This is a genomic window from Allobosea sp. MMO-172 (assembly GCF_037147855.1).
GTDB lineage: Bacteria > Pseudomonadota > Alphaproteobacteria > Rhizobiales > Beijerinckiaceae > Allobosea.
Genome location: NZ_JBBCUM010000002.1, coordinates 205516 through 229490, shown reverse-complemented (window position 1 = coordinate 229490; position 23975 = coordinate 205516). Strand labels below are relative to the sequence as shown.

The following is a 23975-nucleotide window of genomic DNA, read 5'->3' as shown; positions in this document are numbered from 1 at the left end:
GCGGAGCCCTCCGATGGATCCCGGGGCAAGCCCGGGATGACGAGGTGGTTCCGAGCAAATTTGGTGCGCTCTAACGCTCGCCTACGATGAAGCGGGCCACGCTCTCGGCCACGGGCCGCGCCTTCAGGATGCGACGGTGGCCCAGCCCTTCCGTCACCTCCAGCTGGACGCGCGGGCCGGCTTCGGCCAGCGCTTGCGCATGCTGGAAGCCGAGCTCGCGATCCTGCCGGTCATGGATCACCAGCGTCGGCAGCCCGATCGCCTTGAGCTGGAGCGACCCTTCGAAGGCTTCGACCGGGTTGCCGGCGACGACATGGATGCGTCGTTCCAGCGCCGCCTGCCCGCGCCGGCCGAGCCCGATGGCATTGCCGAACTGCCGGGTGATCCCTGTGACCGAGGACGGCGCGGCGATCAGCACGAGCCTGTCCGCGCTGACCACGGGCTGCCCCCTGACCGAGCCCGCCAGCGCCGCGAGCGTGATCGCACCGCCGAAGGAATGCGTGACGATCGCGTGGAACGGCCCGAACACCCGCGCCACCGCCGCAAGACTCGCGACACCCAGCGGAATATTGAGTTCGCGCCCGGTCGAGGCGCCATGACCGGGCAGGTCGAAAGCGACGATCCGGAAGCCCGCTGCCAATAGCGGCTCGACGAAACCGGTCATCGAGGCGGCATCCCCGGTCCAGCCATGGACCAGCAGCACCGTCCGCATTGCCGGCCCTTCCGGCTCGAAGACATAGGCCTGCACGCTCCCGCAGGGGAAGGGAATCGCGCGCGGGCTGGCCTGCCGCAGCTTTGCCGGCAGCGCCTGCTCTCCGGCGCCGCCGTTTCCGTTTCGCTTTGCCGGCCGCGGCGGGGTACAGAAGAGGCGGAAGGCCAGCCGGCCAGCCGTGCGCGGAGCGACAAAGCTCGCAGCCCGGACCAGCGGGCGCATGTAACGGAGGGCGGAAGCGCTCATGGCGAAGATCCGATTTTGTTCAACGCTGAACTATTATGTTCAGCCATGAACAAAAAGCAAGAGCTTTCCGAAACGCAGACCCTGCCCTGGGACCTGCCGCGCTTCCGCAACTGGGTCTCGATCGCCCGCGCCCATAACATGTGGGAGAAGGTGCTCACAGAGTCGCTGGCGCCGCTCGGCATCCAGCTCGCGCATTACGACGTGCTCGCCAACATCTTCCATGCCCCCGGCCTCTCGCAGCAGGCCCTGGCCGAGAAGCTCCTGGTCGGGCGCAGCGCCATGAGCATGCTGCTGCCGGTGCTGGAAAAGCGCGGCCTGATCGAACGGCGCAACGACGAGGCTGACCGGCGCCTGCGTCGCCTCTGGCTCACGTCCACCGGCGAAGCGATCACCCGCAAGGCGATGGCGATCCATGTCGCCGAGATCGAGGCGATGATGCAGGTCCTCACCGACGAGGAATGCAACGCCGCGGGCGAGGCGATGCGCCGCGTCGGCAAGGCGCTAGAGGCACGCAGCAGCGCTGCCGCAGGCCGCACCGACAAAGCCTGAAGTCCAGCGCCGTCAGAGCGCCAGGATCGCCCGCGCCACCCGGTCGAGCGCGGCATCCGGATCAGGGCAGGCCTGCGCGCCATCCACCGCAGGCGCACCTTCGAGCAGGAAGACGGGGCGCTTGAACTGGAGCGCGAAGGCGATCTCGGACAAGGTGCCGTAGCCCCCGCCGATCGCAACGAGGCAGCTGGCCGCCCGGGCGATCAGGGCATTGCGGGCGACGCCGATGCCGGTCGCAAGCGGCACGGTGACATAAGGGTTGGCCGCTTCCGGCTCATCGTCCGGCAGGAGCCCGATCGACAGTCCGCCGGCCTCCGCCACGCCGCGGCACACCTCTTCCATCACTCCGGAACGACCGCCGCACAGCACGGTGACACGATGTTCGGCGAGCAAGCGCCCCATGGCGAACGCAGCATCGATCTGAGGCGTGGTCGGCGTGCGCGTCCCGATCACGGCGACGGGCGCGCGCAACGGCGTCCCACTGTCGCGCTGGAGCCAGAGCAGGGCACGCGTGGGCGAGACAGGCTCTCCCCACGACGCCACTGCCGTCATTTTCCAGCGCCGCGCCGCCGGATCGAAAATCCGGCCGCGCCCGTCATGCAACCGCCCGTTCTTGGTATCGAGTCGCAGTTGCAACTCTGGCGCCACGGCTCAGGCCGGCTTCTTTTCCTCGCCGAAGGCTGAGATGCCGCCATGCTTGGCCGACCAGGTCGCGGGGTCGTTCAGGAAGCTCTCGACCTCGGCCAGGATCTTCGGCTCGAAATGGCCGCTCTCCTTGGCCACGGCCAGCACGTCCCACCAGGTGGTGAGGTAGTGCAGGTTGATGCCGATCTCGGTCATCAGCTCGCGGCTCTTCGGGAAGATGTCGTAATAGAACAGCACGAAGCAGTGCTGCACATCGGCGCCGGCCGTGCGCAGCGCCTCGGCGAAATTGACCTTGCTGCGCCCGTCGGTGGCGAGATCCTCGACCAGAAGCGTGCGCGCGCCCTCGACGACCGAGCCCTCGATCTGGGCATTGCGGCCAAAGCCCTTCGGCTTCTTGCGGACATACTGCATCGGCAGCGAGAGGCGATCCGAGATCCAGGCGGCGAAGGGAATGCCCGCCGTCTCGCCGCCAGCGATAATGTCGAGCGACTCGTAGCCGATGTCGCGCACGATCGTCGTCGCCGCGAAATCGATCAGGGTCGAGCGCAGACGCGGATAGGAGATGATCTTGCGGCAGTCGATATAGACCGGGCTCGCCCAGCCCGAGGTGAAGAAGAAGGGCTTGTCGCTGTAGAAATGCACGGCCTTGATTTCGAGCAGCATCTTGGCCGCTTCGCGCGCGATCTCGGCCCTGTCGGTGGGGGTGAACAGGTTGGACATGGCGCGGTGTCTCCGGGCTGAGCGACGCCGCTCGCCGGGGACGGCAAGGGCTCTGGGGCGGGTCGAATTGGCAAACGGCCCCTTCTGATCGCCCTTGCCCGGCAGGTCAATCCCTCCGCATGGCGATTTTCGCGATGGCCGGCAGCCCTGTTCTGCCGGATGCGGGTCTCCAGCCACCGGCCCCGCGGCAAGATGGCCAGGCGTTGCCGAAAAACGACCGTCATGGCGATTCCCACGGCATCCACAGGCTCCCTCGCCAACGATCGTTGCGCCGGCTCATATCGCATGAGATGGCAAAATCATCCGATTTTGGGCGGTGCCGGGCCGGCATCGTCGCTCCGCAGCGCTTGGCCGGAGCAGCAGCAAGGGGCTTGAATCATGAGTGAACTGCAAATGGCGGCCGCGCCATCGGCGCCGACGGAGGTCGACAGCAAGGCGCGCAAGGCTCTGTGGGGCGCTGCGATCGGCTATGCCATGGACGGGTTCGACCTGCTGATCCTCGGCTTCATGCTGCGCGCGATCTCGGCCGATCTCCAGCTCAGCCAGGCGCAGGCCGCCTCGCTGGTCACGGCGACGCTCGTCGGCGCCGTGCTCGGTGGCATCGGCTTCGGCATGCTCTCGGACCGCCTCGGCCGCGTCCGCGTCCTGACCTGGACCATCGTCCTCTTCGCCGTCTTCACCGGCCTGTGCGCGCTGGCGCAGGGCTACTGGGACCTGCTGTTCTACCGCACCATCGCCGGCCTCGGCCTCGGCGGCGAGTTCGGCATCGGCATGGCGCTGGTCGCCGAGGCCTGGCCGGCCTCGAAGCGGGCGCGCGCCTCCTCCTATGTCGGGCTGGGCTGGCAGGTCGGCGTGCTCGCGGCGGCGCTCGCCACCCCGCTCCTGCTGCCCTCGATCGGCTGGCGCGGCATGTTCGCCATCGGCATCCTGCCGGCCATCGCCGCCTATTTCATCCGCCACTCCCTGCACGAGCCCGATGTCTTCGTCGCCCGCTCCAAGGATCGGCCGAAGGAATCGGCGCTGCGCCTGCTGGTCAAGGACCGCGAGACCGCGAAGCTCAGCCTCGGCATGGTCATCCTCTGCTCGGTCCAGAACTTCGGCTATTACGGCGTGATGATCTGGCTGCCGAACTACCTCGCCACGCGGTTCGGCTTCCAGCTCACCCAGTCGGCCTTGTGGACGGCCGTCACCATCGCCGGCATGGCGCTCGGCATCTTCGCCTTCGGCCATATCGCCGACCGGATCGGCCGCCGCCCGGCCTTCTTCGGCTACATGATCGGCGCCGCCGTGATGGTGATGGTCTATTCGCGCCTGACCGATCCCATGCAGTTGCTGGTTGGCGGCGCGGTCATGGGCTTCTTCGTCAACGGCATGCTCGGCGGCTACGGCGCGCTGATCAGCGAGCTCTTCCCGACGGCGGCGCGCGCCACCGCGCAGAACGTGCTGTTCAATATCGGCCGCGGCGTCGGCGGCTTCGGCCCCGTGGTCGTCGGTGCGATCGCCGCGACCCACGGCTTCCAAACCGCCATCGCGCTGCTCGCCGCGCTCTACGTCCTCGACCTGATCGCGATGTGGCTCCTCATCCCCGAGAAGCGCGGCGCCGAGCTGACCTGAGGCGGACGGAAAGCTTCGGATACGAATACAGAGGGCGCCGATCGGCGCCCTCCTGCGTTTGAGGATAGGTGCCTTCCAAAAACGGGGACCGTCTTCCTCCCCGCATGCGGGATCACCATGCCTCCGTCGGAGGCAAAACGGCGATCCGGCCATTCTCCGGTACCGGCCCGCCAGAGAATCGGGATTCCACTTTTCCCCCCGATACTCTAAGGAGCCCCCGCTGCCCTCATCGATGCGGCACCGGCCGAACGAAGTCCGAAGGGTCACGAGCGGAGTGGGCGATGTCCGATTTTCAACGGCGCGGAACGGAAGAGACCGTCAACAAGTCCAGCGAACGGCAGTTCGGACTGGTCATGGCCGGTTTCTTCGCGATCCTCGCGCTGCTCGCGCTCTGGCGCGGCCATAGCGGCTTCGTCCTCGGCTGGGGCAGCGCCTCGGCGGTGTTCGCCGGCGCGGCGCTGCTGGTTCCGGCGGTGCTGAAACCGCTGAACGCACTCTGGTTCCGCTTCGGCCTTCTGCTGCACAAGATCATGACGCCGCTGATCATGGGCGCCATGTTCTTCCTTGTCTTCACGCCGATCGGGCTGATCATGCGCCTGCTCGGCAAGCGCCCGATTCCGACGAACTTCGACCATGGCGCAAAAAGCTACTGGATCGCGCGCGATCCCGCCGGGCCCGGCCCGATGACCAAGCAGTATTGAGAACAGGAGCCGCGCCCTTGTCCTTCCTCCGCGAAATCACCGAGTTCCTGCTCGCCCGCAAGAAATACTGGCTCATCCCTATCGTGGTGATGATGGTGGTCATGGGCGGGCTCGTCGTGCTCACCAAGGGCTCGGCCGTCGCTCCCTTCATCTACACGCTGTTCTGACGGACGCGATGCGCATCCTCGGCATTTCCGCGTATTATCACGACTCCGCAGCGGCGCTGGTCATCGACGGCGTGCCGGTCGCGGCCGCGCAGGAGGAGCGCTTCACGCGCATCAAGCATGACTCGGGTTTTCCCGTGCAGGCGATCGGCTCTTGCCTGGCGCAAGCCGGCCTGAAGCTGTCGCAGCTCGATGCGGTGGTCTTCTACGAGAAGCCCTTCGTCAAATTCGAGCGGCTGCTCGAGACCTATCTCTCGGTGGCGCCGCGCGGGTTCCGGCAATTCCTCACGGCGATGCCGCTCTGGCTGCGCGAGAAGCTGTTCCAGAAGAGCCTGCTGAGCGACGAGCTGAAGGCGCTCGATGCCGAGTTCGATCCGGCGAAGCTCCTGTTCAGCGAGCACCATCTCAGCCACGCCGCCAGCGCCTTCTATCCCTCCCCCTTCGAGCGAGCCCTGGTGCTGACGCTCGACGGCGTCGGCGAATGGCCGACCACCTCGGTCGCCCTTGGCAACGGAGCCGCGCTCGACATCGTCAAGGAGCTGCACTTCCCGCATTCGCTCGGGCTGCTCTATTCGGCCTTCACCCATTATGCCGGCTTCAAGGTCAATTCCGGCGAGTACAAGCTGATGGGGCTTGCCCCGTACGGCCGGCCCGTACATGCGCAGACCATCCTCGACCATCTCGTGGACCTCAAGCCGGACGGCAGCTTCCGGCTCGACCAGCGCTATTTCGATTACATGGGCGGGTTCACCATGACCAATGCCCGGTTCGAGGCGCTGTTCGGCGAGCCCGCGCGAGCGGGCGAGGCGCAATTGACGCCGTTCCACATGGACATCGCCGCCTCGATCCAGGCCGTCACCGAGGAGATCGTCCTGCGCATGACGCGCTCGCTCGCGGCCGAGACAGGGGAGCGCAATCTCTGCCTGGCCGGCGGCGTCGCGCTGAACTGCGTCGCCAACGGCAAGATCCTGCGCGACGGCAGCTTCGCCAATATCTGGGTGCAGCCCGCTTCGGGCGATGCCGGCGGCGCGCTCGGGGCGGCGCTCGCCGCCCATCATAGGCAGTTCGCGCAGCCGCGAACCGTCACCGCGGGCCTCGATGGCATGGCGGGCTCCTATCTGGGGCCGGCTTTCGCGCCGGAGGAGATCGCCGGGCGCCTGCGCGCCGTCGGCGCCGTCTTCGAGGAGCACGACGAGGCCGGCATGCTGGCGCAGACGGTCGAGGGACTCGTCGCCGGCAAGGCTATCGGCTGGTTCCAGGGCCGGATGGAGTTCGGCCCGCGCGCCCTGGGCGGCCGCTCGATCCTCGGCGATCCGCGCAGCCCGAGCATGCAGAAGACCCTCAATCTGCGTGTGAAGTTCCGCGAATCCTTCCGCCCCTTCGCGCCGGCCGTGCTGGCGGAGGATGTCGGTGACTGGTTCGAGCATGAGGGCGTCTCGCCCTATATGCTGATGGTCGCGGAGGTCCGCCGCGAGCGCCGCCGCGCCATGACCGCCGCGGAGGAGACGCTGTTCGGCATCGACAAGCTCAATGTGGCCCGCTCCGAGATTCCGGCCGTGACCCATGTCGACTATTCGGCACGGCTCCAGACCGTGCATGCCGAGACCAATCCACGCTTCCACGCATTGCTGGGCGGCTTCAAGGCGGCGACGGGTTGCCCGGTGCTGGTCAATACCAGCTTCAACGTTCGCGGCGAGCCGATCGTCTGCACGCCCGAGGATGCCTTCCGCTGCTTCATGGGCTCGGATATCGAGATGCTGGTGGTCGGCACCTGCGTCCTGCGCAAGGAACGGCAGGACCCGGCGCTGGCGCTCGATTACACCTCACGCTTCGAGCTGGATTGACGCCGATGGCCGCCCGTACCCGCTCACGCCTGCGCGGCCTGCTCGTCAATCTCGCGGTGATGGCGGGAACCGTCGTCATCTTCCTCGCTTTCTGCGAATTCGTGGTCTTCCGCTTCGTGCTGCCGGGCTCGGACGTGCCACGCAACGCCTTCGTCAATGAGCTGGTGCGCTACGCTCCCGGCCAGAGCGGACACTGGCGGGTGCGCGACGACGTCGATGCGCCGTTCTCGATCAATGGAGAGGGCTGGAACTCGCCGCTGCCGACCTATCCGCGCGAGCGCCGGCCGGGCGTGCGGCGCATTGCCTTCGTCGGCGACAGTTTCGTCGAGGCGCTGCAGGTCCCCTTCGATCGCAGTCTCGCCGAAGCCGCAGGCGAAGCGCTTGCCTTCACCGGCCCGGTCGAGACCTATCGCTATGGCATCGCCGGCGCGCCGATGAGCCAGTATGTCCAGATGGTCCAGCAGGAAGTCGTGCAGGCGCGGCCGGATACGATCGTGGTCTTGTTGGTCCACAATGATTTCGACGAGAGCTTCGTCTTCAGGCCGGGCCGCTATACGTCGAGCTTCCGCAAGCTCGACGTCCAGAACGGCAAGGTTGTCGGCGAGCTGCCGCCGACGCCCTGGCGCCCGGGGCCGGTCGAGTTTCTGAGGCGGACGGCGACGAGCGGCTTCTTCCTCTATCGCTGGCAGGTGCGTCCGCAGGCGATCGTCGACGCCATCCTCGGGCCGGCCCGCGCTGCGGAAGGCGGCTATGCAGCCAATGTCGAGATCGGCGCGGTGCTGGTTCGGGAGGCTGATGTGAAGGCGGCGACCGACCACGTCGTTGGCCGCCTCAAGGCGCTGGCACAAGCCGCCGGCGCCCGCCTGCAACTGGTGATGGACGGCGACCGCGCCGCGATCGAAGCCGGCCGCGACGATAGTCCCGCGCTCAAGCTGAATGCCATCGCCGCCGCGGCTGCCGCCAGGCATGGCGTGCCTTTCCTCGACCTGCACCCGGTCTTCGCGGCTGAATGGGCGGCCAAGCACAAGCCCTTCGCCTTCGCCTCGGACGCCCACTGGAACGCCTATGGCCATGCCGTAGCCGGCCGGGCGGTCGCTGCGGCGTTGGCGGCGCAGCCCTGAGGTTTCGAAAGCCCGCTCGGACAGCGGAACGCGTCCGCGACTTGAGGACGTAAGGGCTCTGCAAAGGGAGCAGGCCGGTCCAGCGCTCTGGCTCGACCATGCGGATTGGCCGAATACGACCGCCGCTGCGAGCCCGCGATCGCCTGCATTCGCATTTCCGGTGATGGGGCAGGAAGAGTTGCTTCGATACGAACGGGATGCCCCACGACCGGAGCAAACGCGAAACCCTCAAATAACCAGAGGCTTTCGTAGCGTCTCGCAAAGAGCGCCGGCTCCCCCGAGCCCAAAAAGCAAAAAGCGCCGGAAGATCCGACGCTTGCATGCTTCTCAAGTCCTGAGATTGTCTGGAGCGGGCGAAGGGATTCGAACCCTCGACCCCAACCTTGGCAAGGTTGTGCTCTACCCCTGAGCTACACCCGCATCCGAGACAGTCGCGCCGTGTTGGCGGCGCGGTCGGGTTATTGCCCCAAAGCACCGCGAAGCGCAAGCACCCCAGTGAAAGTTTTTTGCCGCCTTCCACAAAAGCCCGGATTCGCCGGCTCTCTCTTGCTGCCGGCGTCGCACGGGGCTAGGCATTTTCCGGCCCGTTCTGCCGTTCCGGCAGAGATTTTCAGTGTTCTCCCGAATCCCGCCCCGTCCCCTGCCGATCGCCTCGCCATGACCGCGCCCGTCACGCCCGACCAGCTCTGCGCCTATCTCTCCGAGAAGGGCATCGCCTTTCACCGCACCGACCACCCGGCCGTGTTCACCGTTGCCGAGACGGCGCCGCATCGCGACGAGATGGTCGGCCACCACACCAAGAACCTGTTCCTCAAGGACAAGAAGGGACGGATCTTCCTGGTCTCGGCCGAGGCGCACGCGCGAATCGACCTGAAGCGCCTGCACGAGCGCATCGGCGCCAGCGGCCGGCTCTCCTTTGGCTCGGCCGAATTGCTGCTGGAGAAGCTCGGCGTCACGCCGGGCTCGGTCACCGCCTTCGCCGTGATCAACGACCGCGCCGGCGACGTCACCATGGTGCTGGATTCGACGCTCGCGACCGGCGAGGACGTCAATTTCCACCCCCTGATCAACACCGCGACCTTGCGGGTCAGCCGCGACGATCTGCTCGCCTTCTTCCGGAGCACGGGGCACGAGCCGCTGATCGTCGATTTGCCCGTCCCGCCCGATGGACAGAACGGCTGAAGCACCCCATCTATGGCGCAACTGCGCAGGCGGCCGTAAGGGCACGCCTTCGCCTCCAGGACTGATCACGAAGGACGACCCATGCTGGTCAATGGCGACGCGACCGAACAATCCGGCCTGATCAAGGACACCACGACCCAGGGCTTCCGCGAGGACGTCATCGCCGAATCGATGAAGCAGCCTGTGCTGATCGATTTCTGGGCGCCCTGGTGCGGCCCCTGCAAGCAACTCACCCCCGTCATCGAGAAGGTGGTCAAGGCCGCCGGCGGCAAGGTCAAGCTCGTCAAGATGAACATCGACGAGCATCCGCAGATCCCCGGCCAGCTCGGCATCCAGTCGATCCCCGCCGTCATCGCCTTCAAGCAGGGTCAGCCGATCGACGGCTTCATGGGCGCGCAGCCCGAGGGCCAGATCAAGGCCTTCATCGAGCGCCTGGTCGGCCCGATGGGCCCGGGCGAGACCGCCGAGCTGATCGAGGCTGCCGCGGCCGCCATCGCGGCCGGCGACCCGGCAGGTGCGAGCGAGCTCTATGCCGGCGTGCTCGAGATCGAGCCCGACAATCTCGCCGCCATCGCGGGCTTGGCGCGGCTGCATCTCGACACTGGCGATATCGAGGGCGCCAAGGGCATTCTCGGCATGGCCCCGCAGGACAAGGCCAACGACCCGGCGATCACGGCCATCCGCGCCGCGATCGAGCTTGCCGAACAGGCTGCCTCGCTCGGCGACACCGCCGAGCTGGAAGCCAAGGTCGCAGCCGATCCGAAGGACCATCAGGCCCGCTTCGATCTGGCGCTGGCGCTCAACGCCCGCGACAGGCGCGAGGAAGCGGTCGATCATCTCGTCGCCATCATCAAGGCCGATAGGACGTGGAACGACGACGGCGCGCGCAAGCAGCTCCTGCAGTTCTTCGAGGCCTGGGGCCCGATGGACGAGGCGAGCGTCGCCGGGCGTCGCAAGCTTTCGACCCTGCTGTTCTCCTGACCGGCGACAAGGACGAGGCGCGCATGGGCATGAACGCCGTCTACGAGGGGGCCAAGGATTGCCCGGCGGCGATCCCGCTCTTTCCCTTGGGCGGCGCCCTGCTCCTGCCGCGCGGCCAGATGCCGCTCAACATCTTCGAGCCGCGCTATCTCGCCATGATCGATGACGCTCTCAAAGGCGAGCGCGTCATCGGCATCATCCAGCCCGAGCCGGAAACCGGCCGCCAGCCCGAGATCCCGCCGCTGCTCAAGGTCGGCTGCCTCGGCCGCATCACCCAGTTCTCCGAGACCGGCGACGGCCGCTACATCATCACCCTGACCGGGATCAGCCGCTTCCGGCTGCTGGACGAGTTGTCGGTGACGACGGCCTATCGCCAGGGCCGCGTCAGCTATGACAACTTCGCCGCCGATTTCATCGCCCGCACCGGCGAGGAGGAGGTCGACCGCAAGGGCCTGCTCAAGGCGCTCAGGGACTTCGCCAAGGCCAACGACCTCAAGATCGACTGGAAGGGCGTCAACGAAGCCCCGAACGAGGCGCTCGTCAATGCGCTCTCGATGATGTGCCCGTTCGGGCCGCGCGAGAAACAGGCGCTGCTGGAAGCACCGACGCTGAAGGATCGCGCCGAGGTCCTGGTCGCGATCACCGAGATCGAGCTGGCCCGCGGCGGCGGCGACCCGGAGACGACCCTGCAGTGACGCCAGCGCCGCCGCCTGCCGAAGCGCCACCCACCGTCTGGCCGCCGCGCCGCGCGGTCACCGCCTGGCTGTTCTTCGACTGGTCGGCCCAGCCCTTCTTCACGCTGATCACCACCTTCGTCTTCGCGCCCTTCTTTGCTTCCGCGCTGGCGAAGGACGCCGCCGACGGCCAGGCGCTCTGGGGCTATGCCACAGGTTTCGCCGGCCTCTGCATCGCGCTGCTCTCCCCGCTGCTTGGCGGCATTGCCGACCGGACCGGGCCGCGCAAGCCCTGGATCGCCGCCTTCGGCGCGCTCCTCGTCATCGGCTCCGCCATGCTCTGGTTCGCCGTACCGGGTTCTTCGTCGGCAGTCCCAATCGCGCTCGCCGGCTTCGTCATCGCGACTGTCGGAGCCGAGTTCGCCACCACCTTCAACAATGCGATGATGACACGGCTGGTGCCGCCGGAGCGGCTCGGCTGGCTCTCCGGCACCGGCTGGGCGATCGGCTATCTCGGCGGGCTGCTCTCCCTCGCGATCACGCTCGGTTTGCTCGCGGCCGATCCGCAGACCGGCAAGACGCTGATCGGCATCGCGCCGATCCTCGGGCTCGATGCCGCCGCGCGCGAGGGCGACCGCTTTTCCGGCCCGCTGACGGCGCTCTGGTTCATCGTCTTTGTCACGCCGATGTTCCTGCTCACTCCGGATTCCGGCCGGACCGGCCTGAGCCTTGCCGAGGCGGCGAGAGGTGGCGTCGGGCGTCTGAAGGACACGCTGGCCGAACTGCCGAAGCTGCCCGCGCTCGGCCGCTTCTTGCTCGCCAACATGATCTATCAGGATGCGCTGGTCGCGCTCTTCGCCTTCGGCGGCATTTATGCGGCCGGCGTGTTCGGCTGGCAGACGATCGAACTCGGCATCTTCGGCATCCTGCTCACCGTCACCGGCACGCTGGGGGCCTGGCTCGGCGGCAAGCTCGACGACCGGATCGGCGGCAAGCCTGTGGTGCTGGGCTCCATCGCCTGCCTGCTCTTCGCCTGTATCGGCATCCTCTCGCTGGACGCCAACCGTATCCTGTTCGTGGTCACGGCAGCTCCGCCCGTGGCCGGAGACGGGCTCTTCGCCTCGCTGCCGGAGCGGGTCTATCTGGGCCTCGGCCTGCTGATCGGCCTCGTCGCCGGCCCGATGCAGGCGGCCTCGCGCAGCCTGATGGCGCGACTGGCGCCGGAGGGACGCATCGGCGAGTTCTTCGGGCTCTTCGCGCTGTCGGGGAAGGTCACGTCCTTCCTGGGGCCGACGCTAGTCGCGCTGGCGACGACGATCTTCGCCAGCCAGCGGGCGGGCTTGGCTGTACTGATCGTGTTCTTTCTTGCCGGCGCCGCGCTGCTGGCGGGCGTGAAGGTTCGTCGATCGTAGAGTGTCATCCCGCACGCGCTGCGGCACGCAGTGCTGCTGCGCAGATGCGGGACCGCGCGACGAGAAGGAGCCCTGCAAGCAAAAGGGCGCCCCCTGCATCAGAGAGCGCCCTTTCCTGAGAACGATCCCGCATCTGCGCAGCAGCACTGACGTGCCGCAGCGCGTGCGGGATGACACCCTTCAATGGCGGCTTTTACCGAACCAGAATGTTCCGGAACTGCCAGGGGTCGCTGGTGTCGATATCCTCCGGGAACAGGCCCGGGCGGCCATCGAGCGGAGTCCAGTCGGTGTAGTAGCCCTTCACCGGGCCGAGATAGGGCATCTGGATCGCGAGGCAGCGGTCCAGATCCATTTCCTCGACCTCGACGATGCCGGCTTTCGGATTCTCCAGCGCCCAGACCATGCCGGCGAGCACGGCCGAAGTGACCTGCAGGCCGGTCGCGGTCTGGTAGGGCGCGAGCTTGCGCGCCTCCTCGGTCGAGAGCTGCGAGCCGAACCAGTAGGCGCCCTTGTCATGGCCGTAGAGCAGCACGCCGAGTTCGTCGATGCCGTCGACGACCTCGTTCTCCTCGAGGATGTGGTGCTCCTCCTGCGGGCGGCCGCTGCCGAACATCTCGTGCAGCGAGAGCACCGCATCATTCGCCGGGTGATAGGCGTAATGGCAGGTCGGCCGGTAGATCGCCTTGCCACTCTCGTCGCGCACGGTGAAATAATCCGCGAGCGAGATCGACTCGTTATGCGTCACCAGGAAGCCGTATTGCGGGCCAGGCGTCGGGCACCAGCTGCGCACCTTGGTCTCGGCACCGGCCTGCATCAGGTAGATCGCCGCCTGCGAGCCGGTCTCGTGGGTGCGAGCGTTCTCCGGCATCCACTTCTCATGGGTGCCCCAGCCCAGCTCAGCCGGCTGCACGCCCTCGGAGATGAAGCCCTCGACCGACCAGGTGTTGACGAAGACGCCCGGCGGCTTGGGGTTCTTCGAACGCTGCGTGTCGCGCTCGGCGATATGGATGCCCTTGACGCCGACCTGCTTCATCAGACCGGCCCATTCCTCGCGGGTCTTCGGTTGCGGCACGTTGAGGCGCATGTCGGCGGCGACGTTCAACAGGGCCTTCTTGGCAAGCCAGGAAGCCATGCCGGGATTGGCGCCGCAGCAGGAGACGGCCGTCGTCGAGCCCGGCTTGCGGGCGCGCTTGGCGGCCAGCGTCATCTCGCGCAGCGCATAGTTCGAGCGCTCGCCCGGCCCCTTGCTCTCGTCGAAATAGAAACCGAGCCAAGGCTCGTTGACCGTGTCGATATAGAGCGCGCCGAGGCTGGAGCAGAGCTCCATGATATCGCGCGAGCCGGTATCGCAGGAGAGGTTGACGCAGAAGCCCTGCCCGCCGCCGGCGGTCAGCAGCGGCTCCAGCATCGTCTTGTAGTTCTCGATGGTGACGGCTTCCTGGATGAAGCGGATGCCGCGCTCGTCGAGCAGGTGACGGTTGGAATCATCGGGAGCAATGACGACGAAGCGGCTCTTGTCGAACTTGAAGTGCCGTTCGAGCAGCGGCAGCGTACCGCGGCCGATCGAGCCGAAGCCGATCATCACGATCGGGCCGGTGATCTCGCCGTAGACGGGCCAATTCGTCATTCTCTGTAACTCCTGGGTTCTAGGGGTAAAAAGGTCGAAAGGGTCGTATGAGCGCAAAATGGCGCCGTCAATCGCGAGGACGCCTTCCACGCGGGTGAGCGCATGGAAAGCGCCGGGCGATGACGGCGCGATGACGATGGGTCGGATGCGTCAGGCGGCCTGCGCCACCTCGTCTGCTGCGAAGGCTGCGGGAATGGCAGCGCCGCTGGCGACCAGCACGCCGCGCGCACCATCGAGCGCGCCGTCGCGCAGTTCGATCGCGAGGAAGCGCTCGCGCTCGACCGGGCCGGGCATCGCGAGATCGCGGGTCAGCGACGGATCGAAGCCGAACCGGGCGTAATAGGGCGCATCGCCGACAAGGATGACGGCGCCATGGCCACGGCAGGCGGCGCGCCAGAGCGCCTCGCGCATCATCGCCTTGCCGAGCCCCTCGCCCTGCAGCTCCGGCTTCACCGCGAGCGGGCCGAGCAGCAGCGCCGGCACGCCATTGGCTTCCACATGCCAGAGGCGCACGGTCGCGAGCACTTCGCCATCGCGCTCGGCGGTGAGCGCCAGACCCTCGGCCGGCAGCCGACCTTCGCGCAGGCGCTCGCTCGACTTGGCGGTGCGGCGCTCGCCCAGGCAACGGTCGAGCAGCGCCTCGCGGGCGGGAATGTCGTTGGCGATCTCGTCGCGGATCGTGATCATGACGCACCTCCTGCCGGAGCGCCTGCACTCACGCAGACCTTCCCGGCGCCGCGCGGACGCGGCCACCGCATCGGACCGAAAAGTGGAACCCACTTTTCGGAATAATCCGAGGCGATACCAATAGGTTAGATCATCTTTACCGCGCCCGTTAGGACGCGGGATGATCTAGCGGATGGATTGTGTGGAAGGGGGTCCGGCGGGAGCCACGCCCGCATCTCCGTTCTGGAGATACGAACGCTCCGCCCGACTTGCGTCAGACAGCCTGCCATACGGCAGGGCGCTTCGCCGGACCCGATGGGATCAGGAGGGAACTCGCGCTCCCTCCGACGTCAGATGACGTACTGCTTCAGCGGCGGGAAGCCATTGAAGGCGACGGCCGAATAGGTCGTCGTATAGGCGCCCGTGCCCTCGATCAGCACCTTGTCGCCGATCTCCAGCGAGAAGGGCAGCATGTACGGGGTCTTCTCGTACATGACGTCGACCGAGTCGCAGGTCGGGCCGGCGAGCACGCAGGGAACCGTCGCATCGCCATCGCGCACGGTGCGGATGGGGTAGCGGATCGCCTCGTCCATGGTCTCGGCGAGACCGTTGAACTTGCCGATATCGAGATAGACCCAGCGGACCTCGTCCGTTTCGGCCTTCTTCGAGATCAGCACGACCTCGGCCTCGATCAGGCCGGCTTCGCCGACCATGCCGCGGCCTGGCTCGATGATCGTCTCGGGCAGCTGGTTGCCGAAATGCTTCGACAGCGCCCGGAAGATCGCGTCGCCATAGGACGGCACGCCCGGAATCGGCTTCAGGTAGCGCGCCGGGAAACCGCCGCCGAGGTTGACCATCGACAGCGAGATGCCGCGGGTGGCGCATTCCTTGAAGATCGCCGAGGCCGAGGCCAGGGCCGAATCCCAGGCGTTCACGTTCGCCTGCTGCGAGCCGACATGGAACGAGATGCCATAGGCCAGCAGGCCCGTGCGATGGCCGTGCTCGAGCACGTCCGCGGCCATTTCGGGCACGCAGCCGAACTTGCGCGAGAGCGGCCAGTCGGCGCCGGCACCGTCGCATAGGATGCGGCAGAAGATGCGCGCATCGATCGTGCCGGTCTTCTCGGCGGAACGGGCGACCTTCTCGACCTCGGCCGTGCAGTCGACGGCGAATAGGCGCACGCCGAGCTCCATGGCGCGGACGACGTCGCGCTCCTTCTTGATGGTGTTGCCGAAGGAGATGCGATCAGCCGTGGCGCCGGCCGCGAGCGCGAGCTCGATCTCGACGACCGAGGCGCAATCGAAGCAGGAACCGAGCTTGGCGAGCAGGGCGAGCACTTCCGCCGCCGGGTTAGCCTTCACCGCGTAGAAGACGCGAGTGTCGGGCAACGCACGGGCGAAGGCATGATAGTTGGCGCGCACGACTTCGGTGTCGATGACGACGCAGGGCCCGTCCTCGCGGCGGGTACGAAGAAACTCACGGATGCGGTCGGTCATGAGACGCGACTCCCCTACGACGCAAGCGGCGTCGATGCGATGTATCGCCGGAGTGAATCGTCGCTGCCGCGCGGCGCTGTGGAGACGCCTGCTACAACGGACGAGCCGTCCGGACCCGAAACACCGTTCGATTGGGGAAGACCCCGCACGGCCGGCAATGAAGGACAAGCCTCTTCGGTGCCGGCCTGTGGAAAGCCGGCGAGACCAAAAAAGCCCGCTCCGTCGTTGCTTTAAGCTGCGTCCCCCGTGGAGATTCGGGGTTCGCCGGTTTTGCCTCCGGCTGCCGGTCTGTGTCGGGGAACGGCGTCCTTGCGGAAACCGGGAGGCGTGATTTGAGGGATGTCCATCCCCTCCATCCGTCCTCCAACCCCTGGCGGCTGTCCGGCCTCTTGTCCGGATGCCCACCGACCAGCACGCGGCCACAGGCACGTGCGAATTGGGTGAACGCGATATACGGACGCTCGCCCCCGACCACAAGTGTTTTATGCACCCGAAGCCGCATTTTTTTGCAGGGCCGATCCGCGTCCGTTCGGGAACGGGCTGATCGCGGAAAGCGCTTTGCCGGCTACGACTTAGCCACGCATCACGCGGGAGCGGCGGAAGGTTGCGACATGTTCATCTGCCGTCAATGCCGGATGCCCTAGACCGGCCCCATTCGATGGCCTTAACTCTCGCTCGATCATCGCGCGTCCGGGAGGACGCGATAACGATGATCTGTCGAATTGTTATCGCCGCCTATCTTGAAGAGCCCGGGCAACGGGGAAGACGGAACACGCATGACCACGACAGACCGCCGCCGCGTCCTGGGCGGACTTTCAGCCGCGCTCTGCCTCTCGGCGGCGCCTTCCGTCCTGCTCGCGCAGCAGCCGCGCCCGCAGCCTCAGCCGCAGGGCCAGCCGCAGACGCCACCGCCCCAGAACGCCGCGCCGCAGCCCCGTTTCGGCTTCGAGGACGTGCAGCGCCGCGCCCGCGAGATCGCAGCCGTTCCCTATGAGCCGATCGCGCCGCTGCCGGAGGCTTTGGCCAAGCTCGACTACGATTCCTGGCGCGACATCCGCTTCCGCCCAGACCGAGCCCTGCTGCAGCAGAACGGTTCGCCCTTCCGCATGCAGATGTTCCATCCGGGCTTCCTCTTCACCCGCCCGGTCACGGTGAACGTGGTGCGCGACGGCGTGCCCATGCCGGTGCCCTATGCCGCGAACCTGTTCGACTACGGCAAGGTGAAGTTCGACAAGCCGCTGCCGGTCAATCTCGGCTTCGCCGGCTTCCGCCTGCACTACCCGCTCAACGACCCCCGCGTTTACGACGAGCTGATCTCCTTCATCGGCGCGAGCTATTTCCGCGTGCTCGGCCGCGGCCAGCGCTACGGCCTCTCGGCCCGCGGCCTGTCCATCGGCGCCGGCACGACCGCCGAGGAATTCCCCGTCTTCCGCGAGTTCTGGATCGAACAGCCGGCAGCCAATGCCGAGCGCGTCGTCATCCATACCCTGCTCGATTCGCCGGCCGTGACCGGCGCCTACCGCTTCACCATCTATCCCGACCTCGACACGGTGGTGGAGGTCGCGGCGACGCTCTATCCGCGCACGACCATCGAGAAGCTCGGCCTCGCGCCGCTGACCTCGATGTTCTTCACCGGCGAGAACGACCGCCGCTTCTTCGATGATTTCCGCAGCGAGTTGCACGATTCGGACGGGCTGATGATCCATTCCGGCAGCGGCGAATGGATCTGGCGCCCGCTGCGCAATCCCAAGCAGCAGGCCGTCTCCTCCTTCGTCGAGCGCAGCATCCGCGGCTTCGGCCTGATGCAGCGCGACCGCACCTTCGAGCACTATCAGGACCTCGACCTGAACTACGAGCTGCGGCCCTCCTACTGGATCGAGCCGCAGGGCGACTGGGGCGAGGGCGTCGTCGAATTGATCGAGATGCCGACGACCGACGAGACCAACGACAACATCGTCGCGCTCTGGGCACCGAAGACGCCGCTGGAGCCGGGCAAGGAATTCTCCTTCGGCTACAAGCTGATCTCGATGCTCGATTCCGGCGACCTTCACCCGGGCGGGCGCGTGGTCAACACCTACCAGGCCAAGCCGAAGGCGCTGGGCTCGGGCGAGCCCGTCACCGAGGGCTCGCGCCGCTTCATCATCGATTTCGCCGGCGGCGATCTCGACTACTATCTGAAGCAGCCGGAGAAGGTCGAGATCGTGCCCTCGATCGCCTATGGCCGGATCGACCGCGCCTTCATCGTGCCGAACCGCAAGACCGAAGGCTTCCGCGCCTTCATCGACGTCGTGGTCGAACCCGGCCAGCTCGCCGAGATGCGCGCCTTCCTGCGCAGCGGCGGCAAGACGCTGACCGAGACCTGGAGCTATCCCTGGCGCGCGGAGGCGCAAGGGTAACTGAACGCGGCTAACCTAAGGAGCCCGCATCATGGACGTCGTCGAGAACCCCGGGCAGAACCGCTTCGAACTCACACTCGACGGCGGCACCGCGCTCGTCGCCTATCGCCACGACGGCGAGCGGCTGGTGCTGGTCCATACCGAAGTGCCCTCCCAGTTCGCTGGGCAGGGCGTCGGCTCAAAACTGGCGAAGGGCGTCTTCGAATTGCTGCGCGCAAGCGGGCGCAAGGCCGTGGTCCGCTGCGAGTTCCTCAAAGGCTGGATCGCGAAGCATCCGGACTACAACGACGTCGTCGACGGCTGAGCGAGCCACTTAGGGCGCCTTGCGGCCGCCCCGGCGCGCCGGCTGCTTCTTGCGGCCGTAGAGTTCGAGGCGGTGACGGACGAGCTCATAGCCCAACTCCGCCGCGATCCGCCGCTGCAACTCCTCGATCGCATCCGAGGAGAACTCGATCACCTCGCCCGAATCCACGTCGATCAGGTGGTCGTGATGCTCCTGATCGGCATGCTCGTAGCGCGAGATGCCGTCCTCGAAGGCGTGGCGCTCGATCGCGCCCTGCGATTCCAGCACCTTCATCGTCCGGTAGACGGTCGAGAGCGACAGCGTCGGATCATGGGCGAAGGCGCGGGTGAAAATCCCCTTCGCGTCGGGGTGATCGTCGGCTTCGGCCAGCACGCGCAGGATCAACCGCCGCTGCTGCGTCATGCGCAGCCCGGCCCCCTTCAGCTGGCTCTCGAAAACGGCAATGCGCCGGTCGGTCTCGGTCATGCCTTGCCATAGCAATGCCGGCTGCCAATTGCAAAAAGGCCTAACAGAAAATCATTATCATTTGCAATATAAATGCAGATGACACGCAATAGCATCAATCACCACGGCGGCAGCCAGCTTCGTCGGAGCGAAAACCTTATCGCCCGAGCTCGCTCGCGATCCCGGCCACGAGTTCGAACGAGCGCTTGCGCTTGTCATGGTCGAAGATCGGCGCGGTGATCATGATCTCGTCCGCTCCGGTCTCGCGCACGAAGGCGCCGAGCGTGCGCTTCAGCGTCTCCGGCGAGCCGATGAAGGCGTAGCGCAGCATGCCCGAGACATGCGCCTTCTCGGCCGGTGACCAGTACTGTTCGATATCGTCGATCGGCGGCTGGAGCTTGCCGCGCGCGCCCCGGACCATGCCGACGAAGCGCTGCTGCAGCGAGGTCGCGAGATAGCGTGCCTCCTCGTCCGTATCGGCCGCGACGACATTGATGCCCGGCATCGCATGCGGCGTCGCCAGTTGCTCTGACGGCTTGAAGCGCTCGCGATAGACGGCGAGCGCCTGCATCAATGCATCCGGCGCGAAATGCGAGGCGAAGCTGTAGGGCAGGCCGAGCTCGGCCGCGAGCTGCGCCCCGAACAGGCTCGACCCGAGAATCCACAGGGGCACGTTCAGCCCCTCGCCCGGCACGGCGCGGATCGCCTGGTTCGGCCCGGCCGGCGCGAACAGCGCCTGCAATTCGAGCACATCCTGCGGGAAGCTGTCCGATGACATCGGGCTGCGGCGCAGCGCCCGGAGCGTGAGCTGGTCGGTCCCCGGCGCACGGCCGAGACCGAGATCGATACGCCCCGGAAACAGCGCTTCCAGCGTGCCGAACTGCTCGGCGATGACGAGCGGCGCATGGTTCGGCAGCATGATGCCGCCGGCGCCCACCCGGATCGTGCTGGTCGCCGCAGCGAGCTGCCCGATCACCACCGAGGTGGCTGCGCTGGCGATGCCAACCATGTTGTGGTGCTCAGCCACCCAGTAGCGGGTATAGCCGAGCCGCTCGGCATGGCGGATCAGGTCGGTGGATTTCAGCAGCGCCTCGCGCGGCCCCTCCCCTTCGACGACGGGAACGAGATCGAGGACGGAGATCGCGACCATGACGGCCCCTGCTGGCTGGCGCCGGAAGGTCTCCGGCGGGACGACGTAGCTTCACCAGATGGGAAGGCTGCATCGTCCGGTCCAGAGGCAGGCCCGCTTCGTCATGGCGCGCCTGCGCTGGCGTTCTGACGGAACGGGCTCGGTCCAGCCGCGTTCCCTGTCCGAGACAGCCACACCGAAGGGAGCGACCATGACCGCCACCGCCAATCCCGCCAAGGAAAGCCTGCGTCAGGAACAGAAGGAGCAACGCAAGGCCGCGCGCGAGCACGGCAAGGATGCCGAGCTCAACCGGGCCCTGAAGGACACTTTCCCCGCGAGCGACCCGGTCGCAACGCAGACGCCGATCAAGCCCGGCGCCAAGGCCAAGAAACCGGCCTGAGGATCAGTCGCGCTGGTAGAGCAGGCGGGCGCGGATCGTGCCGTCGAGGACGCGGATCTCGCGCAGGATGTCGCGCGCCTCGTTGCTCGACACGCCATCCGCTTCCATCACGACGTAACCGACCTCGCCATCGGTCTGGTAGTTCTGCGCGGCGATATTGACCTGCCGGTTGGCGAAGACGTCGTTCAGGCGCCGCAGCATGCCCGGCACATTGCGCTGGACATGGATGAAGCGCGTGCCGATCGGGCGCGCCGGCAATTGCACCTGCGGGAAATTGACCGCGCCGACCGTCGAGCCGACATCGGAATAATCGACGAGCTTGCGCGCCACCTCGGCGCCGATGCGCTCCTGCGCCTCCTCGGTCGAGCCGCCGATATGCGGCGTCAGGATCACGTTGGAGAGGCCCTGCAGCGGCGTGACGAAGCGCTCGGCATTGGAGGCCGGCTCGACCGGGAAGACGTCGACCGCCGCGCCTGCCAGATGGCCGCTCTTCAGCGCCGCAGCGACGGCGTCGAGATCGACGACGGTGCCGCGCGAATTATTGATGAGATAGGCGCCCTTCTTCATCGCTGCGATCTGCGCCGCGCCGATCATGCCCGCCGTCTGTGCCGTCTCCGGCACATGCAGCGAGACGATGTCGGCCGCGCCGAGCAGGGCGTTGAGGCTGATGGTCGGCTCGGTATTGCCGTGGCGCAGGCGGTCGGTGTGATCGTAGTAGATCACCCGCATGCCCATCGCCTCGGCCAGCGTCGAGAGCTGGCTGCCGATATTGCCGTAGCCGACGATGCCGAGCGTCTTGCCGCGCACCTCGAAGGAGCCGTTGGCCGACTTGTCCCAGCCGCCCTGATGCGCATCGCGCGAACGGTCCGGAATGCGCCGGAGCAGCATGACGATCTCGCCGATGGTGAGTTCGGCGACGCTGCGCGTGTTCGAGAACGGCGCGTTGAAGACGGGCACACCGCGCAGGCGCGCCGCCTCCAGATCGACCTGATTGGTGCCGACCGAGAAGCAGCCGACGGCGAAGAGCCGGTCGGCCCCGGCGAAGACCTCCGGCGTCAGCTGGGTGCGCGAGCGGATGCCGAGCACATGCACGCCCTGGATCGCCTTGAGCAGCGCCTCGCGGTCGAGCGCCTTCGGCAGTCTTTCGAGATTGCTGTAGCCGGCCTGCTCCAGCAGTTCGACGGCGGAATCGTTGATACCTTCCAGCAGCAGGACCTTGATGCGGTCCTTCGGAAGGGAAAGGCGTTCGCTGGGGCTGGTCATGACGGTGCGCTCGTGAAGGAGCGGTTGCTATAGTCCCCGCAACGCGGGAGGCCAACGCCCTGAACGCAACGCTGCTACGAAAAACCGCGCAGCGGATGCAAAAAGCTCATGACGGCTTTCAGGCCTTCTCGACGATGAGCGTCGAGCCTTCGACCCTGACGACCTTGACCTCGGCTCCCGCCAGCAATTCCGGGCCGACGATGCGCCAGGACGAATCGCCGACGCGCACGCGCCCCTCGCCGCCCGCCATCGTCGTCTCCAGCCGGAAGACCCTGCCGATGAGCTGACGGCCGCGATCGTTGAGCCCCGTCGCCGCGTCCGGCTCCTCGGCCCTGCGGCGGGTCAGCATGCGGCCGGCGGCGACGCAGGCGATGGCGAAGATCGCGAAGACGAGGCAGGCCGCCTGCCAGCCGAGCCCGAAAAGACCGACGACCGCGCCCGTGACGAGCGCCGCCAATCCGAGCCAGATCAGGAAGACGCCGGGCGCCAGCATCTCGCCGCCGATCAGCACGAGCCCGAGAATGGCCCAGCTCCAGCCGCCCAGATTCGCGAACCAGTCGAACACGACAGCCTCCGCTCAGACGCCCGGACGGCCGGAGGTCGGCACCGAGCCGACCCCGCCGTGGCGCTGCGCCGCCCCGTCCTCGCCGAACACCGCCTTGGTAAGCTGGGCGATGCCGCCGACCGTGCCGGCAAGCGAGGCGGCCTCGATCGGCACGATCACGACCTTGCTGTTATGGCTCGACGCGATCGATTTCAGCGCGTCTGTGTAACGCTCGGCGATCAGGAAGTTCGCGGCCTGGATGTCGCCGCGGCTGATCGCCTCCGAGACCATCGCCGTGGCATTCGCCTCGGCCTGCGCCAGGCGCTCGCGCGCCTCGGCATCGCGCAACGCCGCTTCCTTGCGGCCCTCGGCGGCGAGAATCTGCGACTGCTTCTGGCCTTCGGCCTTCAGGATTTCCGCCTGCCGCAAACCTTCGGCTTCGAGAACGGCGGCGCGCTTCTCGCGCTCGGCCTTCATCTGCCGGTTCATCGCGCCGGCGATATCGGCGGGCGGCAGGATATCGCGGATCTCGATACGCGTGACCTTGACGCCCCAGGGCGAGGCCGCCGCATCCATCACGCGCAGCAGGCGCTCATTGATCTCGTCGCGGTGCGACAGCAGTTGGTCGAGGTCCATCGAGCCGACCACGGTACGGATATTGGTCATGGTCAGGACCATCAGCGCATCGTTGAGCGAAGCGACCTCGTAGCAGGCCTTGGCGGCGTCGAGCACCTGGAAGAAGGCGGCGGCATCGATACGCACGCCGGCATTGTCCTTGGTGATCGCCTCCTGCGAGGGAATGTCGAGCACCTGCTCCATGACATTCACCTTGTGGCCGATGCGGTCGATCCAGGGCCAGATCAGGCCGAGGCCGGCACCCAGCGTGCGCGAATAGCGGCCGAAACGCTCGACGGTGTAATTATAGCCCTGCGGGACGGTGCGGACGCCGAGGCCGATCGCCATGACGATCACCACGACGATGACGATCACGGAGATATTGAAGCCCGACAAGTCCATCGCGTCCCCCAGCGGCGCAGCGCGCCGTCCTGCTCATGCAGTCCTCAAACTGGCGTCTGCGGGGGCCGTATGCAAGCGCAGGTGATGCAGGGCGAGCCAGCCACAACGGCGGCCCGCCCCGAAA

24 protein-coding genes and 1 tRNA gene are annotated in these 23975 nt (G+C 66.9%); 13 read left to right on the top strand and 12 right to left on the bottom strand.

Annotation, left to right across the window (positions count from 1 at the left end; genetic code table 11):
- Nucleotides 1–70: 70 nt before the first annotated feature.
- Complete coding sequence (locus WFK61_RS04290) at nucleotides 71–958, bottom strand: alpha/beta fold hydrolase (protein WP_336810294.1); 888 nt, start codon at nucleotides 956–958, stop codon at nucleotides 71–73.
- A gap of 45 nt (nucleotides 959–1003) precedes the next feature.
- On the opposite strand from WFK61_RS04290, the gene WFK61_RS04285 reads away from it, so the two are divergent.
- Nucleotides 1004–1507 (top strand): MarR family winged helix-turn-helix transcriptional regulator, encoded by a 504-nt coding sequence (locus WFK61_RS04285; RefSeq protein ID WP_336810293.1) that lies wholly within the window; start codon nucleotides 1004–1006, stop codon nucleotides 1505–1507.
- Between the two features lie 12 nt (nucleotides 1508–1519).
- Here the strand turns inward: WFK61_RS04285 and WFK61_RS04280 are convergent, their stop codons facing one another.
- On the bottom strand, nucleotides 1520–2059 hold the full coding sequence (locus WFK61_RS04280; protein WP_336810292.1) for a TIGR00725 family protein: 540 nt from the start codon (nucleotides 2057–2059) through the stop codon (nucleotides 1520–1522).
- 99 nt (nucleotides 2060–2158) lie between these two features.
- Nucleotides 2159–2872 (bottom strand): orotate phosphoribosyltransferase, encoded by a 714-nt coding sequence (locus WFK61_RS04275; RefSeq protein WP_257733587.1) that lies wholly within the window; start codon nucleotides 2870–2872, stop codon nucleotides 2159–2161.
- A gap of 378 nt (nucleotides 2873–3250) precedes the next feature.
- Here WFK61_RS04275 and WFK61_RS04270 point away from each other — a divergent pair, with 378 nt between their 5' ends.
- The 5 genes from WFK61_RS04270 to WFK61_RS04250 all read left to right on the top strand — a co-directional run bounded on the left by WFK61_RS04270 (nucleotide 3251) and on the right by WFK61_RS04250 (nucleotide 8316).
- Nucleotides 3251–4486, top strand: coding sequence for an MFS transporter (locus WFK61_RS04270; protein WP_336810291.1), 1236 nt, complete (start codon nucleotides 3251–3253; stop codon nucleotides 4484–4486).
- 281 nt (nucleotides 4487–4767) lie between these two features.
- Entirely contained in the window at nucleotides 4768–5187 is a 420-nt protein-coding gene (locus WFK61_RS04265) for an SxtJ family membrane protein (protein WP_336810290.1), read from the top strand.
- A 17-nt stretch (nucleotides 5188–5204) separates the two neighbouring features.
- A complete protein-coding gene (locus tag WFK61_RS04260; RefSeq protein ID WP_176168560.1) occupies nucleotides 5205–5354 on the top strand; it encodes a DUF5989 family protein in 150 nt (49 codons plus the stop codon).
- Between the two features lie 8 nt (nucleotides 5355–5362).
- Nucleotides 5363–7195: a carbamoyltransferase family protein gene (locus tag WFK61_RS04255; RefSeq protein WP_336810289.1), complete on the top strand. Its 1833-nt coding sequence runs from the start codon at nucleotides 5363–5365 to the stop codon at nucleotides 7193–7195.
- A gap of 5 nt (nucleotides 7196–7200) precedes the next feature.
- Complete coding sequence (locus WFK61_RS04250) at nucleotides 7201–8316, top strand: alginate O-acetyltransferase AlgX-related protein (protein ID WP_336810288.1); 1116 nt, start codon at nucleotides 7201–7203, stop codon at nucleotides 8314–8316.
- A gap of 345 nt (nucleotides 8317–8661) precedes the next feature.
- Here WFK61_RS04250 and WFK61_RS04245 read toward each other — a convergent pair.
- Nucleotides 8662–8736 (bottom strand) — tRNA-Gly (locus tag WFK61_RS04245).
- Nucleotides 8737–8973: 237 nt separating this feature from the next.
- On the opposite strand from WFK61_RS04245, the gene WFK61_RS04240 reads away from it, so the two are divergent.
- From WFK61_RS04240 to WFK61_RS04225, 4 genes are all read left to right on the top strand, one after another.
- A complete protein-coding gene (locus tag WFK61_RS04240; RefSeq protein WP_336810287.1) occupies nucleotides 8974–9498 on the top strand; it encodes a prolyl-tRNA synthetase associated domain-containing protein in 525 nt (174 codons plus the stop codon).
- An 81-nt stretch (nucleotides 9499–9579) separates the two neighbouring features.
- Entirely contained in the window at nucleotides 9580–10479 is a 900-nt protein-coding gene (trxA, locus tag WFK61_RS04235; RefSeq protein WP_336810286.1) for a thioredoxin, read from the top strand.
- A 23-nt stretch (nucleotides 10480–10502) separates the two neighbouring features.
- Nucleotides 10503–11174 carry an LON peptidase substrate-binding domain-containing protein gene (locus tag WFK61_RS04230; RefSeq protein WP_336810285.1) on the top strand — a complete coding sequence of 224 codons (672 nt, stop codon included), beginning with the start codon at nucleotides 10503–10505 and terminating at the stop codon, nucleotides 11172–11174.
- Nucleotides 11171–12565, top strand: a complete 1395-nt coding sequence (locus WFK61_RS04225) for an MFS transporter (protein ID WP_336810284.1) — start codon at nucleotides 11171–11173, stop codon at nucleotides 12563–12565. The genes WFK61_RS04230 and WFK61_RS04225 overlap by 4 nt, the downstream gene beginning before the upstream one ends.
- 193 nt (nucleotides 12566–12758) lie before the next feature.
- Here WFK61_RS04225 and WFK61_RS04220 read toward each other — a convergent pair whose 3' ends face one another.
- From WFK61_RS04220 to WFK61_RS04210, 3 genes are all read right to left on the bottom strand, one after another.
- The gene (locus WFK61_RS04220; RefSeq protein ID WP_336810283.1) at nucleotides 12759–14192 is read right to left on the bottom strand and encodes a homospermidine synthase; all 1434 of its coding nucleotides are present in this window, start codon (nucleotides 14190–14192) and stop codon (nucleotides 12759–12761) included.
- A gap of 150 nt (nucleotides 14193–14342) precedes the next feature.
- On the bottom strand, nucleotides 14343–14879 hold the full coding sequence (locus WFK61_RS04215) for a GNAT family N-acetyltransferase (RefSeq protein ID WP_336810282.1): 537 nt from the start codon (nucleotides 14877–14879) through the stop codon (nucleotides 14343–14345).
- Between the two features lie 329 nt (nucleotides 14880–15208).
- Entirely contained in the window at nucleotides 15209–16354 is a 1146-nt protein-coding gene (locus tag WFK61_RS04210) for a type III PLP-dependent enzyme (protein ID WP_336810281.1), read from the bottom strand.
- A 776-nt stretch (nucleotides 16355–17130) separates the two neighbouring features.
- Between WFK61_RS04210 and WFK61_RS04205 the strand changes: the two genes are divergently transcribed.
- Nucleotides 17131–18750, top strand: coding sequence for an OpgD/OpgG family glucan biosynthesis protein (locus tag WFK61_RS04205; protein ID WP_336810280.1), 1620 nt, complete (start codon nucleotides 17131–17133; stop codon nucleotides 18748–18750).
- A 31-nt stretch (nucleotides 18751–18781) separates the two neighbouring features.
- Entirely contained in the window at nucleotides 18782–19054 is a 273-nt protein-coding gene (locus WFK61_RS04200) for a GNAT family N-acetyltransferase (protein WP_336810279.1), read from the top strand.
- 9 nt (nucleotides 19055–19063) lie between these two features.
- Here the strand turns inward: WFK61_RS04200 and WFK61_RS04195 are convergent, their stop codons facing one another.
- Together WFK61_RS04195 and WFK61_RS04190 are read right to left on the bottom strand one after the other, a co-directional pair.
- Nucleotides 19064–19519, bottom strand: a complete 456-nt coding sequence (locus tag WFK61_RS04195) for a Fur family transcriptional regulator (protein ID WP_336810278.1) — start codon at nucleotides 19517–19519, stop codon at nucleotides 19064–19066.
- Between the two features lie 136 nt (nucleotides 19520–19655).
- Nucleotides 19656–20648, bottom strand: coding sequence for an LLM class flavin-dependent oxidoreductase (locus tag WFK61_RS04190; RefSeq protein ID WP_336810277.1), 993 nt, complete (start codon nucleotides 20646–20648; stop codon nucleotides 19656–19658).
- Between the two features lie 190 nt (nucleotides 20649–20838).
- On the opposite strand from WFK61_RS04190, the gene WFK61_RS04185 reads away from it, so the two are divergent.
- Nucleotides 20839–21027, top strand: coding sequence for a hypothetical protein (locus WFK61_RS04185; protein WP_336810276.1), 189 nt, complete (start codon nucleotides 20839–20841; stop codon nucleotides 21025–21027).
- Nucleotides 21028–21030: 3 nt separating this feature from the next.
- Here the strand turns inward: WFK61_RS04185 and serA are convergent, their stop codons facing one another.
- The 3 genes from serA to WFK61_RS04170 all read right to left on the bottom strand — a co-directional run bounded on the left by serA (nucleotide 21031) and on the right by WFK61_RS04170 (nucleotide 23851).
- Nucleotides 21031–22290, bottom strand: coding sequence for a phosphoglycerate dehydrogenase (gene serA / locus WFK61_RS04180; RefSeq protein WP_336810275.1), 1260 nt, complete (start codon nucleotides 22288–22290; stop codon nucleotides 21031–21033).
- A 118-nt stretch (nucleotides 22291–22408) separates the two neighbouring features.
- Nucleotides 22409–22855, bottom strand: a complete 447-nt coding sequence (locus WFK61_RS04175; protein ID WP_336810274.1) for an NfeD family protein — start codon at nucleotides 22853–22855, stop codon at nucleotides 22409–22411.
- A gap of 12 nt (nucleotides 22856–22867) precedes the next feature.
- Nucleotides 22868–23851 carry an SPFH domain-containing protein gene (locus WFK61_RS04170; RefSeq protein ID WP_336810273.1) on the bottom strand — a complete coding sequence of 328 codons (984 nt, stop codon included), beginning with the start codon at nucleotides 23849–23851 and terminating at the stop codon, nucleotides 22868–22870.
- Between the last annotated feature and the right edge of the window lie 124 nt (nucleotides 23852–23975).

Coding starts and splice junctions, on each gene's coding strand:
- WFK61_RS04290 (WP_336810294.1), bottom strand. CDS start 958: ATGAGCGCTTCCGCCCTCCGTTACATGCGCCCGCTGGTCCGGGCTGCG.
- WFK61_RS04285 (WP_336810293.1), top strand. CDS start 1,004: ATGAACAAAAAGCAAGAGCTTTCCGAAACGCAGACCCTGCCCTGGGAC.
- WFK61_RS04280 (WP_336810292.1), bottom strand. CDS start 2,059: ATGACGGCAGTGGCGTCGTGGGGAGAGCCTGTCTCGCCCACGCGTGCC.
- WFK61_RS04275 (WP_257733587.1), bottom strand. CDS start 2,872: ATGTCCAACCTGTTCACCCCCACCGACAGGGCCGAGATCGCGCGCGAA.
- WFK61_RS04270 (WP_336810291.1), top strand. CDS start 3,251: ATGAGTGAACTGCAAATGGCGGCCGCGCCATCGGCGCCGACGGAGGTC.
- WFK61_RS04265 (WP_336810290.1), top strand. CDS start 4,768: ATGTCCGATTTTCAACGGCGCGGAACGGAAGAGACCGTCAACAAGTCC.
- WFK61_RS04255 (WP_336810289.1), top strand. CDS start 5,363: ATGCGCATCCTCGGCATTTCCGCGTATTATCACGACTCCGCAGCGGCG.
- WFK61_RS04250 (WP_336810288.1), top strand. CDS start 7,201: ATGGCCGCCCGTACCCGCTCACGCCTGCGCGGCCTGCTCGTCAATCTC.
- WFK61_RS04240 (WP_336810287.1), top strand. CDS start 8,974: ATGACCGCGCCCGTCACGCCCGACCAGCTCTGCGCCTATCTCTCCGAG.
- trxA (WP_336810286.1), top strand. CDS start 9,580: ATGCTGGTCAATGGCGACGCGACCGAACAATCCGGCCTGATCAAGGAC.
- WFK61_RS04230 (WP_336810285.1), top strand. CDS start 10,503: ATGGGCATGAACGCCGTCTACGAGGGGGCCAAGGATTGCCCGGCGGCG.
- WFK61_RS04220 (WP_336810283.1), bottom strand. CDS start 14,192: ATGACGAATTGGCCCGTCTACGGCGAGATCACCGGCCCGATCGTGATG.
- WFK61_RS04215 (WP_336810282.1), bottom strand. CDS start 14,879: ATGATCACGATCCGCGACGAGATCGCCAACGACATTCCCGCCCGCGAG.
- WFK61_RS04210 (WP_336810281.1), bottom strand. CDS start 16,354: ATGACCGACCGCATCCGTGAGTTTCTTCGTACCCGCCGCGAGGACGGG.
- WFK61_RS04205 (WP_336810280.1), top strand. CDS start 17,131: ATGACCACGACAGACCGCCGCCGCGTCCTGGGCGGACTTTCAGCCGCG.
- WFK61_RS04200 (WP_336810279.1), top strand. CDS start 18,782: ATGGACGTCGTCGAGAACCCCGGGCAGAACCGCTTCGAACTCACACTC.
- WFK61_RS04195 (WP_336810278.1), bottom strand. CDS start 19,519: ATGACCGAGACCGACCGGCGCATTGCCGTTTTCGAGAGCCAGCTGAAG.
- WFK61_RS04190 (WP_336810277.1), bottom strand. CDS start 20,648: ATGGTCGCGATCTCCGTCCTCGATCTCGTTCCCGTCGTCGAAGGGGAG.
- WFK61_RS04185 (WP_336810276.1), top strand. CDS start 20,839: ATGACCGCCACCGCCAATCCCGCCAAGGAAAGCCTGCGTCAGGAACAG.
- serA (WP_336810275.1), bottom strand. CDS start 22,290: ATGACCAGCCCCAGCGAACGCCTTTCCCTTCCGAAGGACCGCATCAAG.
- WFK61_RS04170 (WP_336810273.1), bottom strand. CDS start 23,851: ATGGACTTGTCGGGCTTCAATATCTCCGTGATCGTCATCGTCGTGGTG.